This is a genomic window from Pseudomonas donghuensis, assembly GCF_000259195.1.
In the GTDB taxonomy this organism is placed as follows: Bacteria; Pseudomonadota; Gammaproteobacteria; order Pseudomonadales; family Pseudomonadaceae; genus Aquipseudomonas; species Aquipseudomonas donghuensis.
This window is the reverse complement of record NZ_JH650788.1, coordinates 26,013-40,071: the sequence shown is the minus strand read 5'-3', so window position 1 is coordinate 40,071 and position 14,059 is coordinate 26,013. Positions and strand designations below refer to the sequence as shown.

At 64.1% G+C, this 14,059-nt stretch carries 16 protein-coding genes and 1 pseudogene; 7 read left to right on the top strand and 10 right to left on the bottom strand.

All coding sequences use genetic code 11. From position 1 onward, the window contains the following. Positions 1-82 precede the first annotated feature (82 nt). Positions 83-643, bottom strand: a complete 561-nt coding sequence (locus tag UW3_RS0125475) for a hypothetical protein (protein WP_010226843.1) — start codon at positions 641-643, stop codon at positions 83-85. After that, positions 640-900, bottom strand: coding sequence for a GNAT family N-acetyltransferase (locus UW3_RS0125470; protein ID WP_010226842.1), 261 nt, complete (start codon positions 898-900; stop codon positions 640-642). Before UW3_RS0125470 ends, UW3_RS0125475 begins: the two co-directional genes overlap by 4 nt. A 227-nt stretch (positions 901-1,127) precedes the next feature. Between UW3_RS0125470 and UW3_RS0125465 the strand changes: the two genes are divergently transcribed. Both UW3_RS0125465 and UW3_RS0125460 read left to right on the top strand, forming a co-directional pair. Beyond that, entirely contained in the window at positions 1,128-2,177 is a 1,050-nt protein-coding gene (locus UW3_RS0125465) for an MBL fold metallo-hydrolase (protein WP_010226841.1), read from the top strand. 81 nt (positions 2,178-2,258) lie between these two features. Beyond that, positions 2,259-3,266 (top strand): GlxA family transcriptional regulator, encoded by a 1,008-nt coding sequence (locus UW3_RS0125460; protein WP_010226840.1) that lies wholly within the window; start codon positions 2,259-2,261, stop codon positions 3,264-3,266. On the opposite strand, the gene rarD is transcribed toward UW3_RS0125460, so the two are convergent. Further along, positions 3,230-4,159, bottom strand: coding sequence for an EamA family transporter RarD (gene rarD / locus UW3_RS27745; RefSeq protein WP_010226839.1), 930 nt, complete (start codon positions 4,157-4,159; stop codon positions 3,230-3,232). The genes UW3_RS0125460 and rarD overlap by 37 nt on opposite strands. 98 nt (positions 4,160-4,257) lie before the next feature. On the opposite strand from rarD, the gene UW3_RS0125450 reads away from it, so the two are divergent. After that, complete coding sequence (locus UW3_RS0125450; protein ID WP_010226838.1) at positions 4,258-4,713, top strand: Lrp/AsnC family transcriptional regulator; 456 nt, start codon at positions 4,258-4,260, stop codon at positions 4,711-4,713. Positions 4,714-4,868: 155 nt separating this feature from the next. Here UW3_RS0125450 and UW3_RS0125445 read toward each other — a convergent pair whose 3' ends face one another. Continuing rightward, a complete protein-coding gene (locus tag UW3_RS0125445) occupies positions 4,869-5,339 on the bottom strand; it encodes a hypothetical protein (RefSeq protein ID WP_010226837.1) in 471 nt (156 codons plus the stop codon). A 100-nt stretch (positions 5,340-5,439) separates the two neighbouring features. On the opposite strand from UW3_RS0125445, the gene UW3_RS0125440 reads away from it, so the two are divergent. Continuing rightward, complete coding sequence (locus UW3_RS0125440; protein ID WP_010226834.1) at positions 5,440-5,973, top strand: hypothetical protein; 534 nt, start codon at positions 5,440-5,442, stop codon at positions 5,971-5,973. An 8-nt stretch (positions 5,974-5,981) separates the two neighbouring features. Here UW3_RS0125440 and UW3_RS0125435 read toward each other — a convergent pair whose 3' ends face one another. Beyond that, entirely contained in the window at positions 5,982-7,202 is a 1,221-nt protein-coding gene (locus UW3_RS0125435) for a benzoate/H(+) symporter BenE family transporter (protein ID WP_010226832.1), read from the bottom strand. Positions 7,203-7,301: 99 nt separating this feature from the next. Between UW3_RS0125435 and pdxR the strand changes: the two genes are divergently transcribed. Next, complete coding sequence (gene pdxR, locus UW3_RS0125430; protein WP_010226830.1) at positions 7,302-8,801, top strand: MocR-like pyridoxine biosynthesis transcription factor PdxR; 1,500 nt, start codon at positions 7,302-7,304, stop codon at positions 8,799-8,801. 135 nt (positions 8,802-8,936) lie between these two features. Here pdxR and UW3_RS0125425 read toward each other — a convergent pair. Both UW3_RS0125425 and UW3_RS0125420 read right to left on the bottom strand, forming a co-directional pair. Continuing rightward, a pseudogene (locus tag UW3_RS0125425) lies at positions 8,937-9,512 on the bottom strand (thioredoxin family protein); the annotation flags it as partial. A 27-nt stretch (positions 9,513-9,539) separates the two neighbouring features. Beyond that, positions 9,540-9,803, bottom strand: a complete 264-nt coding sequence (locus UW3_RS0125420) for a DUF2790 domain-containing protein (RefSeq protein ID WP_010226826.1) — start codon at positions 9,801-9,803, stop codon at positions 9,540-9,542. Between the two features lie 216 nt (positions 9,804-10,019). Between UW3_RS0125420 and UW3_RS0125415 the strand changes: the two genes are divergently transcribed. Both UW3_RS0125415 and UW3_RS0125410 read left to right on the top strand, forming a co-directional pair. Beyond that, complete coding sequence (locus tag UW3_RS0125415; RefSeq protein WP_010226824.1) at positions 10,020-10,754, top strand: response regulator; 735 nt, start codon at positions 10,020-10,022, stop codon at positions 10,752-10,754. Between the two features lie 14 nt (positions 10,755-10,768). Further along, positions 10,769-12,058 (top strand): ATP-binding protein, encoded by a 1,290-nt coding sequence (locus UW3_RS0125410; protein ID WP_010226822.1) that lies wholly within the window; start codon positions 10,769-10,771, stop codon positions 12,056-12,058. A gap of 20 nt (positions 12,059-12,078) precedes the next feature. Here UW3_RS0125410 and UW3_RS0125405 read toward each other — a convergent pair whose 3' ends face one another. The 3 genes from UW3_RS0125405 to UW3_RS0125395 form a co-directional block, all read right to left on the bottom strand. Next, on the bottom strand, positions 12,079-12,330 hold the full coding sequence (locus tag UW3_RS0125405) for a hypothetical protein (RefSeq protein WP_010226819.1): 252 nt from the start codon (positions 12,328-12,330) through the stop codon (positions 12,079-12,081). An 81-nt stretch (positions 12,331-12,411) separates the two neighbouring features. Beyond that, positions 12,412-13,359: a FecR domain-containing protein gene (locus UW3_RS0125400; protein ID WP_010226817.1), complete on the bottom strand. Its 948-nt coding sequence runs from the start codon at positions 13,357-13,359 to the stop codon at positions 12,412-12,414. Beyond that, on the bottom strand, positions 13,356-13,865 hold the full coding sequence (locus UW3_RS0125395) for a sigma-70 family RNA polymerase sigma factor (protein WP_010226815.1): 510 nt from the start codon (positions 13,863-13,865) through the stop codon (positions 13,356-13,358). The genes UW3_RS0125400 and UW3_RS0125395 overlap by 4 nt, the downstream gene beginning before the upstream one ends. Positions 13,866-14,059: the final 194 nt, after the last annotated feature.

The following is a 14,059-nucleotide window of genomic DNA, read 5'->3' as shown; positions in this document are numbered from 1 at the left end:
CGTAGCGGTCGCAATCCAGGCAACACCTGTATCGCGGGTCAAACCCGCGTCTACAGGTTCTGCGCCAAGCTTGTGTGCGGATTTATCCGCGAAGGGTTGCGGAGCGCCCATAAATCACCAGCTCGCCACTGGTGGCAAGCACCAGGCTCATGCCGGTATAGGAGAACCCGAACGCGCGTACGTCGGTCTCGATCGCCAGGGTATGAAACTGCCAGGGCCGGTTGTAACGCGCGCCATGCAGCCAGGAACCCGGTTCAACCAGCAGCAGGTGCTGCTCGGGCCAGGCCAGGGTGATGTTCTCCACCACCCAGCCATCGCTGGTGCTGATCGGCAAGCCGCCGCCCTGAATACCGGCCATGCGGATCACCCGGTCGTGCAGCGGGCCGATGCCGCGGGTTTCCAGGTAATGGTCGCTGCCCAGGTTGTCGGTACGGTCGCGAGCGATTTTCTCGCCGGTGCGACAGTCGATCACACTGCGGCCGGAGCTTGAAGCCACCAACAGCCGCTCGCTGTCTCGGTCAAAACCGATTTCCAGCAGGCCGGCGACGGTGAACTGGCCTGTCCGCTTCCAGGGTGCTGGAGGTGGCGAGACCGGCCGTTGGCGGATGGCCTGGCGCAACGGGTCGAGGTGTCTGCTGGTCATGGCGCCTTCCAGTCCTGATGCGTCAGCCGGTACACACGTACGGGCCGCCCGTGGAACTGCACGGTATCGAAGGTATTGAAACCGGCTTTTTGCGCCACACGCAAGGAGGCGACGTTTGCAGACTCGATGATTGCAATGACGGCAGGCTGCTGTTGCTGGCTGAATACATACTCCAGCACGCCCCGCACCGCTTCGCTAGCGAGCCCCTGACGCCAAAAGCGCGTGGCCAGACGATAACCCAGGCTGGCCTGCTCCACCCATGACTTCGGGGTCACTGAGGATGGCAGTCAGGGCCGACAGGTCCTGACGAGAAAGTTCGCGGGCAAGCAAGCGCGGGGTTGCGAACCGCCCGGCGCTTGCTGCCGATAAAACATCAAATGTACCCACCCTGCCGTTCATCCGCCACATCACCCGGCAATGGCAATTTGCCAAGTGCTCGACTGAACTGTGGGTGTGCCCTTCATCACGCTTGCGAGGTGACCTCATGCGCTGGCTGCTGCTCGCCCTGCCCCTGATGATCTCGGCCTGCACTTACCTGCCAGGCTCCCGGCATTTGATCGTGAGCAACCAGCAATCGCTACCTGAACCCACGCTGCACTACCTGGGCGTCGGTGGCTGGCTGGTCCACTGGAAAGGCGAAGGCCTGTTGCTCGCGCCGTCGTTTTCCAACCCCGGCGGCCTGGGCATCCGTGGCCTGCCGCCGTTACGGGTCAAGGCCAACCCGCAGCGCATCGACGCGTTGATGCCAAGCGCCCGCGACGTGAAAATGCTCCTGGTCGGGCATGCCCACTACGACCATTTGCTCGATGTCCCCAGGGTCATGCACATCCATACCCCCAAGGCGACGGTCTACGGCTCGCAAACCGTCGGTCATATCCTTCATGCCGGCAAGGTTGATGCCCGCCGAATCAAGGTGCTGGTAGCAGACGAGATTGCCAACCCCTACCAGCCCAGCCGTCACGGCACCTGGTTCTACTCCAACGGCCAGTCAGCCAAGGATGGCACCCGGCCCCAAGGGCCAACGCCCGGGATGATTCGCGCCATGCCGATCCACAGCGAACATGCCGGGCATGCCTTTGGCATCAACTTCATTCAGGGACAATACGATCACCCTCTCGGCACGCTCCCCCAAAGCCTGTTTGGCTGGCGGCTCGGCGAGGTAACCCTGGCCTGGCTGATCGACCTGCTCGACGAAAACGGCAAGCCGGTGTATCGCATCCATTACCAGGACAGCGCCGCCACCCCGCCTCTGGGCTTCCCGCCGCTGATCGCCGACGGCAAACGCATCGATGTCGAGATTCTCTGCGCCGCCAGTTGGGACCAGGTGCACAACTACCCGGCCGCCCTGCTGCGCATCACCCAGCCGCGTACCCTGGTGCTGGGGCATTGGGAAAACTTCTTCGCCAGCGACCCGAAAAAACCAGCACGGACCATCCCCTTGCAAGGCTACAAGGGGTTGCTCAAGCAGATGCCTCACTACACACCGGTCATACCCGAGCCATTCTCCCAGGTACCGCTACCACCGCACGAGTAGCGCCCTGTGCGCACCATATTGTGTTTCGCAACCTGTGAACGCACACTCGGCCACGCCACGCCATGCCTCGCGGAGTCGACCTTGCCCACCCCACGCCAGTTCAGCAAGAAATCCAGCACCAGCAACATGCTCAATCTCAAACACCCCGAGGCGGCCTCTACCCCGGCCTATCAGGTGGGCTTCCTGCTGCTGGAGAACTTCTCCATGGCCAGCTTTACCGTGGCCATGGATGTGCTGGTGACGGCCAACCTGCTCAAGAGCCATCTGTATTTGAGCACGCCGTTTTCCCTGGACAGCGAACGGGTGACCAGTGACTTGGGCCTGGAGATCTATGCCGCGCACCTCGACCGCGCGGCCCTGGAAAACCTCGACATGCTGATCGTCTGCGGCGGCTTGCGTACCCCGCTCAAGTACCCGCAGCTGGACAAGCTGCTGACCGATGCCGCCGCTCACCACCTGGCCCTCGGCGGGTTGTGGAACGGTGCCTGGTTTCTTGGCCGCGCCGGCGTGCTCGAAGGCTACAACTGCACCATCCACCCCGAACAACGGGCGAGCCTGGCCGAGCGCAGCCCGCAGTGCACCATCACCCCGGCAAGCTTTGTGCTCGACCGCGAGCGCCTGACCGCCGCCAGCCCCAACGGCGCTCTGGAGATGATGCTGGCGTTGCTCAAGTGGCAACACGGTGAAGCGCTGGCCGAGGGTGTCGAGGAGATCCTGGCGTTTTCCAGTGCGCGCTTTCGCCGGGTCGACAACAGCCAGAAAAAAACCATGAGCGCACCCCTGCGCACCATCGTCGAGCTGATGGAAAGCAACCTGGAAGAAATCCTCAGCCTCGATCAGCTGGCCGCCTACAGCGGCCGTTCGCGCCGGCAAATCGACCGCCTGTTCCAGGCCCAGCTCGGCACCTCGCCAAGCCGCTACTACATGGAGTTGCGCATCACCAAGAGCCGGCGCCTGCTGCAGTATTCCGACCTGCCGCTGATGGACGTAGCGATTGCCTGCGGCTTTGTTTCAGTCTCGCACTTCAGCAAGTGCTACTGCGCCTATTTTGGCTACCCGCCTTCACGCGAGCAGCGGCTCGGCGAGTAAGTGCGGCGGTTGCCGCCCAGGCTCAAGCCGCCCTCCACCACCAGCACCAGCACCGCCAGCCAGATCGCCAGGTAGGTCGGCCACTGCGCCGGGGCGATGCTGTCGCCCAACAGTACCGCGGCGACCACCAGCAACACCGGCTCGACATAGATCAACAGGCCGAACAGGGTCAGGTTCAGGCGCGGCGCCGACAGCGCCTGCAAGCCCAGCGCCGCCGCACTGATCGCGCCCAGGCCGAGCACCAGCCAGGGCAGGTTCGAGGCCGGCCCGGCAAGGCCGAGCACCACGCCACCCTTGAGCACGAAGTACAGGCTCACCGGCAGGCTCAGGCTCATGTCGAACCACAGCCCGCCCATGTTGTTGCTGTCGGTCACCCGGCGCAGCCAGAAGTACAGCGGGTAGCACAGGCTCACCACCAGCACCGGCCAGGAGATCGCCTTGGCGATGGCGATCTGGTTGATGATGCCCAGCGCCGCCAACGCACACGCCAGCAGTTGCAGGCGGCTGATCGAATCCTTGAACGCCAGGCGGCCGACAATCACCATGACCAGCGGCATGAGGAAGTAGCCCAGCGACACGTCCAGGCCATAGCCATTGATCGGTGCCCACATGAACAGCCACAGCTGCACGCCGAGCAAGGCCGCCGAAACCAGGCGAATCGCCCAGAACCCGCGCTCCTCGAACAGCCGCTGAAAAATCCGCCGCACTTGCGGCCAGTGCCCGCTGGCGACCACCATCAGGGTCAGGCACGGCACGGTCAGCAGGATCCGCCAGCCATAGATTTCGGCGCCATCCAGGGGCGCGAGCAGGCTGGTGTAGGCGTACATCACCGCGAACAGCACCGAGGCGAGGACATTGAGCGCTACGCCCAATGTGGAGTTATGCGCGGTCATTGCAAATACCTTAATCAGGGTCAGCAGAGGGTGATAATTTATTCCGCAGGCACTGATAAGTGCCCTCGTTTTCACCGCTCAAGATGAGAAATTTTTGCATGGACCTGGACGAATTCGACCTTGCCCTGCTCGCTGCCTTGCAGCGGGACAACAGCCAGCCCCTGCGCGAGCTGGCCGAACAGGTGCATTTATCCACGGCCTCGGTGCAGCGGCGTATTCAGCGTTTGAAAAAGTCCGGGGTAATTCAGGCCAACGCTGCGGTCATCAACCCGGACAAAGTCGGTCAGGTGATTACCCTGATGGTCGAGGTGCATGCCGACCGCACCCAGTCGGCGGACCTGGACGCGATGAAGCGCGCCTTCTCAGGGCCGGAGATTCAGCAGTGCTATTACGTCACTGGCGATGCCGACTTCTTGCTGGTACTGACGGTGGCGAGCATGACCGTGTTCCAGGACATCGCCCAGCGGCTGTTTCACGATAATCCGAACGTGAAGTGGTTCCGGACCATTGTGGTGCTGGAGCGGGTCAAGACGACCTTGCAGGTGCCGCTGTAAGATCTGCGCCGGCCTGCACTGCCCATGTGGGAGCGGGCTTGCCCCGCGATGGGGTCAGTACAGCCTCCCCATCAGGTGGCGTCTGGATTGCGACCGCTTCGCGCTCGATCGCGGGTCCAGCCCGCTCCCTCAGAGTTGCGCTGCATTCAAACCCACTATGGCTGCGGCAACGCCTTGAGCGCTGTGGCCAACGCCTCGGCACTGGCATATTCCTTCTGCCCCGCCACAACCCCCTGCTCCAACTGAATCCACAGCACCTTGTCTTCAGCCCCCGGATAGCGCGCCACCACCTTGCCGTCGCGGTCCAGCACCACCCGGTAGCTGTAGTCGCGCATGGCCGGAATCGCGAACAGCTTGCTGATCAGCGCCGGCATGCGCTGAATATCAGCGACGAACACCGCATCGCGCGCTTCCAGGTAGCCCTTGGGCTGTTCGCCCACTGCGGCCTGGACCAGCTTGGCACCGTCCATGTTGCGCGCCACCAGCAGCACACGGGTCTGCTCGTTGAGGCTGTAGGCCTGGTCGTGCTGGTCGAGCAAGGTAAAGGGTGCCAGGCGTTCACCGACTTCGGCGGCGCTGGCCAGCAGCGGCATCAGGCTCAGTAGCAGGGTAATGGCGTATTTCACAGGTGACCTCATTGTCAGTGCAGGACTGCTGATCCTAGCGTGGATGCCAGGGCTGCAGTACCCTTTGCGCTCATTTCAAGGAGGACTCGGTGTGCCAAGGATGCTGACATTGTTGCTCTGCTGTGCCCTGTTCCCGACCACCGCCTGGTCGGCGCTGAGCCTTGGCGAGTTCACGCTGGGCATGCCGCGCGCGCAGGTCGTGGAGGTAATGGAGCGGCATTTCACCCGGGTCTGGCTGATCAACGGCGTGCACTACAACGTGCCCCGTCAGTACTACCAGGCTGTCGACCCGGTACCGGGCATCGAACCCTACAAACTCGGCGGCGTCGAGGTCAGCCGCATCGAAGCGGCCTTCGACAAGGATGACCGCCTGCGCCAGGTTTCGCTGTCGCTGGAGACCACCGACGGCGAACGCGCCATGCAACTGGTGCCGTTGATGCGTCAGGCCAAAGAAGCGCCGAACAGCAGTGGCCGCCACGACCTGCTGCTCGAAGACGGTGAACTGACCTACTGGACCAGCGCGTTCTGGGAGTGGACGGTGATCAACATCGCCGACAAGCCCACTTCGCTGGAGAACATCCCGGCACGGGCGCGCAGCGACGAGAATCAGCGCGCCAAGGCGGCCAAGCGCTGATCGCTGCCTTACCCCTCGCCATTGCTGGCACCGATCACCCCTGCCCGCTCCCGGCGCGGCAAGCGGCCATTGAGCACGGCATAAGCGCCCAGGCCGATCACCAGCCCCCAGAACGCCCCGCCGATACCGAGCAAACTGATATTGGCGGCCGCCGCCAGAAAAGTGATCAGCGACGCTTCGCGGGTTTGCGCATCGGCCATGGCATTGGCCAGGCTGCCGCCAATGCTGCCCAGCAGCGCCAACCCCGCCAGGGTGCTGATGAAAGTGGCCGGAAAGGCCATGAACAGCGCGGCCAGGGTTACCCCGAAGACACCGACAACAAGGTACAACACGCCTGCTGCCACCCCGGCGATCCAGCGCTTGCCGGGCTCTTCGTGGGCCTCCTTGCCCGTGCAGATCGCCGCGGTGATTGCAGCGATGTTGAAGGCGTGGGCGCCGAACGGCGCCATCAACAGCGAGCCCAGTCCGGTAAGGGTGACGATGGGGTTGGCACTGGCCTTGAAGCCGTCATTGCGCAGCACCAGCATGCCGGGCATGTACTGGCCGGTCAGGGTAATCAGGAACAACGGCAGGGCCACGCTGAGCACGGCATTGAGCGAAAACACAGGTGTGGTAAAGACCGGCGCCGCCAATTGCAGGCGCAGCCCCGACAAGTCCAGTTGCCCGCGCATCAGCAAAAAGCCCAGCCCCAGCAGCAAAATGCCCACCACCGCATAGCGCGCACTGAAGCGCTTGAAGAGCAGATAGGCAACGATCAGCAGCGCGGCCAGCAGCGGGTCGACGCTCAGGCCGGCAAAGGCACCGATGCCGAATTGCAGCAGGATCCCGGCCAGCAGCCCCGCCGCAATGCCCGCTGGAATCAGGCGGATGAGCTTGTCGAAACAGCCCGATAAGCCCAGCAGCACGAACGCGGCCGCCGAGACCAGGTAAGCGCCTACCGCCTCGGCATAAGGCGTACTGGCCAAGGCTACGACCAGAAAGGCCGCCGCCGGGGTGGACCAGGCGGTGATGATCGGCTGACGCATCACCCAGCTGAGCAACAGCCCGGTAACGCCAACGCCGATGGATACCGACCACACCCAGGAAGCCGTGAGTGCGGGGCTCAAACCGGCAACCTGGGCCGCCTGGAACACCAGGATGAACGTCCCGCCATAGTTGACGATCACCGAGATAAGGCCGGCAATGATCGGATGGATGAGGTCGCTGGCGCGTATCGCTGAATCAGGCATAGCAGGTGGTTCCTTGCAGGTAGGCAGTGACGAGCGACCGAGTGTACGAATAGACTGGCCTGCCCATTCAGGCCAGTTTTTTCACTTACAGCAGACCACATGACAACCACGTTCGAGCTTGAAACCCTGAAGATGCGTGTCAACGACGCGCAGTTCGCGCCGCTGGACCTGCACCAGCGTATCCAGCGCGCCTTGCGTGCACTGATCCTTGAAGGCGCACTGGCCGGCGGCATGAAACTGCCGGCGACGCGGACCCTGGCCACGTCACTGGGGGTGGCCCGCGACACCGTCGAGAACGCTTATGTGCAATTGCAGCGCGATGGCTACATCCTGCGCCGCGAGGGTTCGGGGAGCTATGTGTCGCACAACCTCGGCGCGCAACTGCACGGCGGCACGCAACGGCGCATCAAGGCCCAGGCACAAAAAACCAGTAACCGGCTGCCTGGCCAGGGCCTGAGCCAGCGTGGCCAAACCCTCTTCGACAACGGTGGCGTCAGCGATCAACAGGCAATCAAGGCCTTTGCCACCGGCCTGCCGGAAACCCGCTCGTTCCCGATGGATGTCTGGGAGCGCCTGCAACGCCAAGCCGTGAAAGACCATCGCGACAACGTCCTGCTACATGGTGACCCACAGGGCTGCGAGGCCCTGCGCAAGGCCATCGCCACCTACCTGAATCTGGAGCGTGGCGCCAAAGTGGCACCCGAGCAGGTGCTGGTGCTCAGCAGTACCCGCCAGGCGCTGTTCCTTTGCGCACAGGTGCTGGTGGACGCCGGCAAGCCGATCCTGCTGGAGAACCCCGGCTACTTTGGCGCGAAAAAAGCCTTTGAAGCGGCGCAAGCGCGGATCGTACCCATCGACGTCGACGCCCAGGGCATCCGTACCGACCTGCTGCGTGCCGACCGCAGCGGCGCCCGCTGCGTCTACCTCACCCCTTCGCATCAGTACCCCACGGGCGCGACCCTGAGCCTGGAGCGCCGCCTTGAACTGATCAACTGGGCGGCGGAAAACGGCACGTGGATCATCGAGGACGACTACGACAGCGAATTCCATTACGACGGCCTGCCGACCACCTGCGTGCAGGGCCTGGACAGCCACCAGCGCACCCTCTACATCGGCACCTTCAGCAAGACCCTCTACCCCGGCCTGCGCATCGGCTACATGGTGCTGCCGGCGGAGCTGGTGGCGCCCTTCAGCGCGGCACGCAGCATCATCGACGGGCATACGCCGCAGGTGCTGCAACTGACCCTGGCGCGCTTCATGGACGACGGCCACTACAACGCCCATGTGCGAGCCATGCGCAAACTCTACGCCGGACGCCGGGCGTGCCTGCTCGAGGCCATTGGCAAGCACCTGGCGGGCATCGTCACCGCCATGCGCCCGCCGGGTGGCCTGCAGATTCCCTGTGTGCTCGAGCCGGGCTGGTCAGAACCACAGACCCAACGCCTGGCCGCCCGTGCCGGTGTGCAGCTGCCCGGGCTCAGCCGCTTGTATGCCGGTGAACACAAGCAGCAGGGCTGGTTGCTGGGCTATTCATCACTGACGGCCAGTGAAATCGAAACGGCGATCCGGCTGCTGGCCAATGCCCTGAAACAACCCTGACCACGCGCGGCAAAGCGGGCTGCTGTTGCCGTCAAAACGGGACCATCGCCGGCAAGGCCGGCTCCCACAGTAGTCCAGTGCACACTGCACCTGTGGGAGCGGGTCTTGCCCGCGATCGAGCACAAACGCCCACCGTCACCCCGCCTGCCCGTCACGCTCCTCGAGCAGTTGCTGGATCACCTGCTCCTGGGTGTCGTAGGCGCCCTCGCCAAAGTGCACATAGCGCACCTGGCCGTTGCCATCGACGATGTAGTGCGCCGGCCAGAACTGGTTGCCGAAGGCGTTCCAGATCGCATAGTCGTTGTCGATGGCCACCGGGTAGGCGATATCCAGTTTCGCCACTTGCTCGCGCACATTGTCGACCACCCGTTCTTCGGCGTATTCCGGGGTGTGCACTCCGATCACCAGCAGGCCCCGCTCAGCGTAGCGCTTGGCCCAGGTGTTGACGTGCGGCAGGCTGCGTCGGCAGTTGATGCACTCGTAGGTCCAGAAGTCCACCAGCACCACCTTGCCCTTGAGCGCTTCGCGGTCAAGCGGCGGCGAGTTGAGCCACTGCACGGCACCCGCCAGCTCCGGCATCGGCCCCAGTACTTCAAGGCTTGCAGGCGTGCCAGCGAAAAGGCGGTTGCCCAGGCCTGCGGCCGCCAGCAGCACGGCCAGCAAGGCGGCCAGGCCCAAGGCCCGGCGGCGGGTAGCGTTAACGTTGATGTTCATGGACGAACCTCCCTGGTCGATGGCTTAACCGCCTTCATGGCAGTCGCTGGCAAATTTCTGGTACTGCAGGCGGTGCTCCTTGCCCTGGGAATCAAGGTAGTCCATTTGCGCATTGACCACGCCGCAGCCGATGCGACTGTCTTCGTGCAAGGCCAGGACCTTGTGCACATCCAGTTGCTGGCCATAGCGATAGGGCTGCACCGGCACGTTGTCGTTGGCCTGGGCGGCAATGGTGCCGAAGCTCAGCAGGGTCACCAGGCTGGCAGTGGCAAGGGGCTTGATGTTCATGGCGGTACTCCCGAAGCAGGTTGCAAGGCGGTGAAGGGTTCCACCGCGTTGCTGGCTATTTCAGGCCCGCCAGGTATCGCCGATGTGTCCGGATCGCGCCGTTTTGCCTCCTCAGGTATCTGTGTCCACAGTAGATACACTGCAATACAAACCCCGGCAGGCAAGCGACACCGGCCTCGGTACACTTGCCGCCACCACCATGACGGGAGCCGGACGATGGAGCATGTCGATCACATCCTGATCGTCGACGATGATCGCGAGATCAGGGAGCTGGTGGGCAACTACCTGAAAAAGAACGGGCTGCGCACCACCATCGCCGCCGATGGCCGGCAGATGCGCGCCTTCCTCGAGTCCAATGTGGTCGACCTGATCGTACTCGACATCATGATGCCCGGTGACGACGGCCTGCAGCTGTGCCGCGAACTGCGCGCCGGCAAGCACAAGGCCACGCCAGTGCTGATGCTGACCGCCCGCAACGACGAAACCGACCGCATCATCGGCCTGGAAATGGGCGCCGACGATTACCTGAGCAAACCCTTTTCGGCTCGCGAACTGCTGGCCCGAATCAACGCCGTACTGCGCCGCACGCGCATGCTGCCACCGAACCTGACCGTCAGCGAAAGCAGCCGCCTGATCGGCTTCGGCCACTGGCGCCTGGACACCACGGCGCGTCACCTGCTCGACACCGACGGCACCCTGGTGGCCCTGAGCGGCGCCGAGTATCGCCTGCTGCGGGTGTTCCTCGATCATCCGCAACGGGTGCTCAGCCGCGAGCAACTGCTCAACCTCACGCAAGGTCGCGAAGCGGATATCTTCGACCGCTCCATCGACCTGTTGGTCAGCCGCCTGCGCCAGCGCCTGCAGGATGACGCCCGCGAGCCGGCCTACATCAAGACGGTACGCAGCGAGGGCTATGTGTTCTCCTTGCCGGTTCAACGGGTCGAGGCCTGAACATGACCAGCCTGTTGCGCTGGCCGCGCACCCTCGCCTCGCGCCTGGCGCTGATCTTCTTCACCGGCCTGGTGCTGGCTTATGGGCTGTCGTTCAGCTTCCAGTTCTACGAGCGCTACCAGAGCTCGCGCTCGATGATGCTCGGCAACCTGGAGCAGGACGTCGCCACCTCCGTGGCCATCCTCGACCGCCTGCCGGCCGCTGAACGCGCCGCCTGGCTGCCGCGCCTGGAGCGGCGCACCTACCGCTACCGCCTTGATAGCGGCGAGCCCGGCCAGCGCCTGAGCATGGACGATGCGCCCATGGCCGCGCTGTCCATCGGCAAGGCCCTGGGCGGCCAGTACGCGCTGGACTACCAGAACATCCCCGGGCCCACACCGCACTTCCAGGTGCGCCTGCGCCTGGCCGATGGCAAGCCGCTGACTGTCGACGTCACCCCGGCGCCGGTGCCGATGTCGAGCTGGCTGCCCGTGGTCCTGCTGATCCAGCTGGCGGTGCTGTTGCTGTGCACCTGGCTGGCGGTGAAAACCGCGATCCGCCCGCTGACCCGCCTGGCCGAAGCAGTCGACCAGCTCGACCCCAACGCCCCGGGGCCACAGCTGGACGAAAGTGGCCCACGGGAAGTGGTGTATGCCGCAATGGCCTTCAATACCTTGCAGGCGCGCATCGGCGCCTACCTGAAAGAGCGCATGCAACTGCTGGCGGCGATCTCCCATGACCTGCAGACGCCGATCACGCGCATGAAGCTGCGGGTCGAAGCCATGGACAATGGCCTCGACAAAGACAAATTCTGGAGCGACCTGGAGGCCATGGAACACCTGGTGCGCGAAGGCGTGGCCTATGCCCGCAGCATCGATGGCAACAGCGAGGCGCCGTGCCGGGTCAACCTTGATGCCTTTCTCGACAGCCTGGTGTTCGACTACCAGGACAGCGGCCAGCCGGTCGAGCTGCACGGCAAGAACGGCGCGCTGATCGAGACCCGCCCGCAAGCCTTGCGCCGGGTGCTGGTGAACCTGATCGACAACGCCCTGAAGTTCGCCGGCGCGGCGCAGCTTGAGGTGCACAGCGGCGCCAACCACAGCACTGTGATTCGCGTGCTCGACCAGGGCCCGGGGATTCCCGCCGAAGAGCTCGACGCGGTATTGCAGCCCTTCTATCGCGTGGAGAACTCGCGCAACCGCAGCACCGGCGGCACCGGCCTGGGCCTGGCTATCGCCGCGCAGCTCACCCAGGCCATCGGCGGCTCCCTGACCTTGAGCAACCGGGCCAGCGGTGGGCTGTGCGCGCAGATCGAACTGCCCTGAAGCCGCTGGCGCGGCCACGCTCAGCCTTGATCAGCTACTGCGGCGCGGCAGTGGCCGGGTACCAGCACCGCAGTGATGCTGGCGAATGGAATGCAGCGGCATTCATCATCGCAGGCGAAGTACAGCTGCAATTGGTGCGCGCCCCAGTCGATGCGGCGTACTTCGCCTGACTGGCTGTCCATGACCCCGTACTCGGCGGCAAAACAGCCGTACAGCACCACGGTGTCTCCAGGTTGATACAGGCGAAGACGCTCTTTGTTGTCGTCGTCCATGTCCGCATGGCTCCAGCCCTTGAACCGGCATCATCACCCTCTGCAAGCGGGTGCGCTACTGGCAAAAATACCAGGCCCCGTTCATGCCGCTTTCTGCCACGGCACCAGGGTGATCCGGTAGCGGCTGCGGGCCTGCACCGCCAGCGGCAGGCTGGCAGCCAGCAAGGTCAACACCCGGTCGGTGTCATCCAGGCGGAAGGTCCCCGTAACCTTGAGCGACTCCAGCGCCGGCTCCCAGCGCAACCAACCCGGCCGATAACGCGACAGCTCACGTAAAAACTGCCCCAGCGGCTGGTCGTTGACGCTCAGCACACCGTCGCGCCAGTCCGGTTGATGGGGATCGAAACGGTCCATGGCGCCACTGCCATCGGCGCTGATGGTCAGTTGATCGCCGGCCTGCAAGGCCAGCGCCGCACCGTGGCGCGGCCGCACCTGCACCGAGCCATGCAGCACGCCGATGCGACACTGTTCGGCATCGCGGCGCAGGCACACCTGGGCCTGGCCAACGCTCACCCGGGCCATGCCCAACTCGACGTGCAGGGCTTGGGCGCGACTGACGTTCAGGGCGATCTCACCCTCGACCAGAGTCAAGCGCTGGTGAACAAGGTCAAGGTCGACGGCTGTGGCGGTGTTCAATTGCAGCAGGCTGCCATCGGCCAGGCGCACGCCACGGCGTTCACCCACTGCGGTACGCAGGTCGGCGCGCAAGGCCTGCAGCGGCGTCTGCTGGCTGAGCAGCCAGCCAGCAGGCAGCAACACGGCTACCATCAGGCCGCGCTTGAGCAAGGTACGACGGTTCGGTTCGGGGCGATCCAGGCTGGCCATGGCCAAGCTTGGCGGCACCTCCTGAAAGCGTTGGCGCAAGCCTTCGGCACGCTGCCAGATCTGCTCGTGCTGCGGGCTTGCCGCGCGCCAGCACTGCAAGCGCTGCAAGTCGTCGGCGCTGGCGCGCCCGGAATCGAGCAAGGCCAGCCAGCGCGCCGCCGTGCGGGCCAGTTGCCGGGATTCGCGGCTGAAGGTGCGGTTCATAGATCAACCAACAGGCAATGCTCATAGGCCTGAGCCATGTAGCGTTTGACCGTACGCTCACTGACAGCCAGACGCTCGGCAATCTGTGCGTAGTTCAGGCCTTCGAGCTGCGACCAGAGAAACGCCCGACGCACTGCTGGTGGCAAGCCATCGAGCAGTTCGTCCAGGGCCTGCAAGGTTTCCAGCAGCAACCAGCGTTGTTCCGGTGACGGCATCTGCGCTTCGGGCAGGTTGGCCAGGGCCTCGAGGTAGGCCTGTTCCAGGCTGCGGCGTTTGTGGAAGTTGACCAGCAAGCGCTTGCCGACGGTCAGCAGGTAGGCCCGCGGCTCACGCAGTTCGCTAAGCACCTGGGGGCTGGCCAGCACCCGCAGGAAGGTGTCCTGGCTGAGGTCGGCGGCATCCCAGCGGTTGCCCAAGCGCTGATACAACCAGCGTTCAAGCCAGCTGCGATGCTCCCGATAGAGGCCATGCAGGGTCTGCTCGGTTGGGCTCGCCGCTTCGCTCATGTCTACGCACCTGGATGGATTAGACTCAAATGAGATTGATTCTAATTAATACCCTGGCGCAATCCAAGCGCTATTACACGGCTTTTATCATCTGCCAGCGCTGGCGCACCTCCCGCACTGTGGGGGCCGATACCCCGCGCAGTGGGTGTGTGCTTTTGCCGCTTGCAAGACGCCAGTCCGCGGTTGGGCCTTCA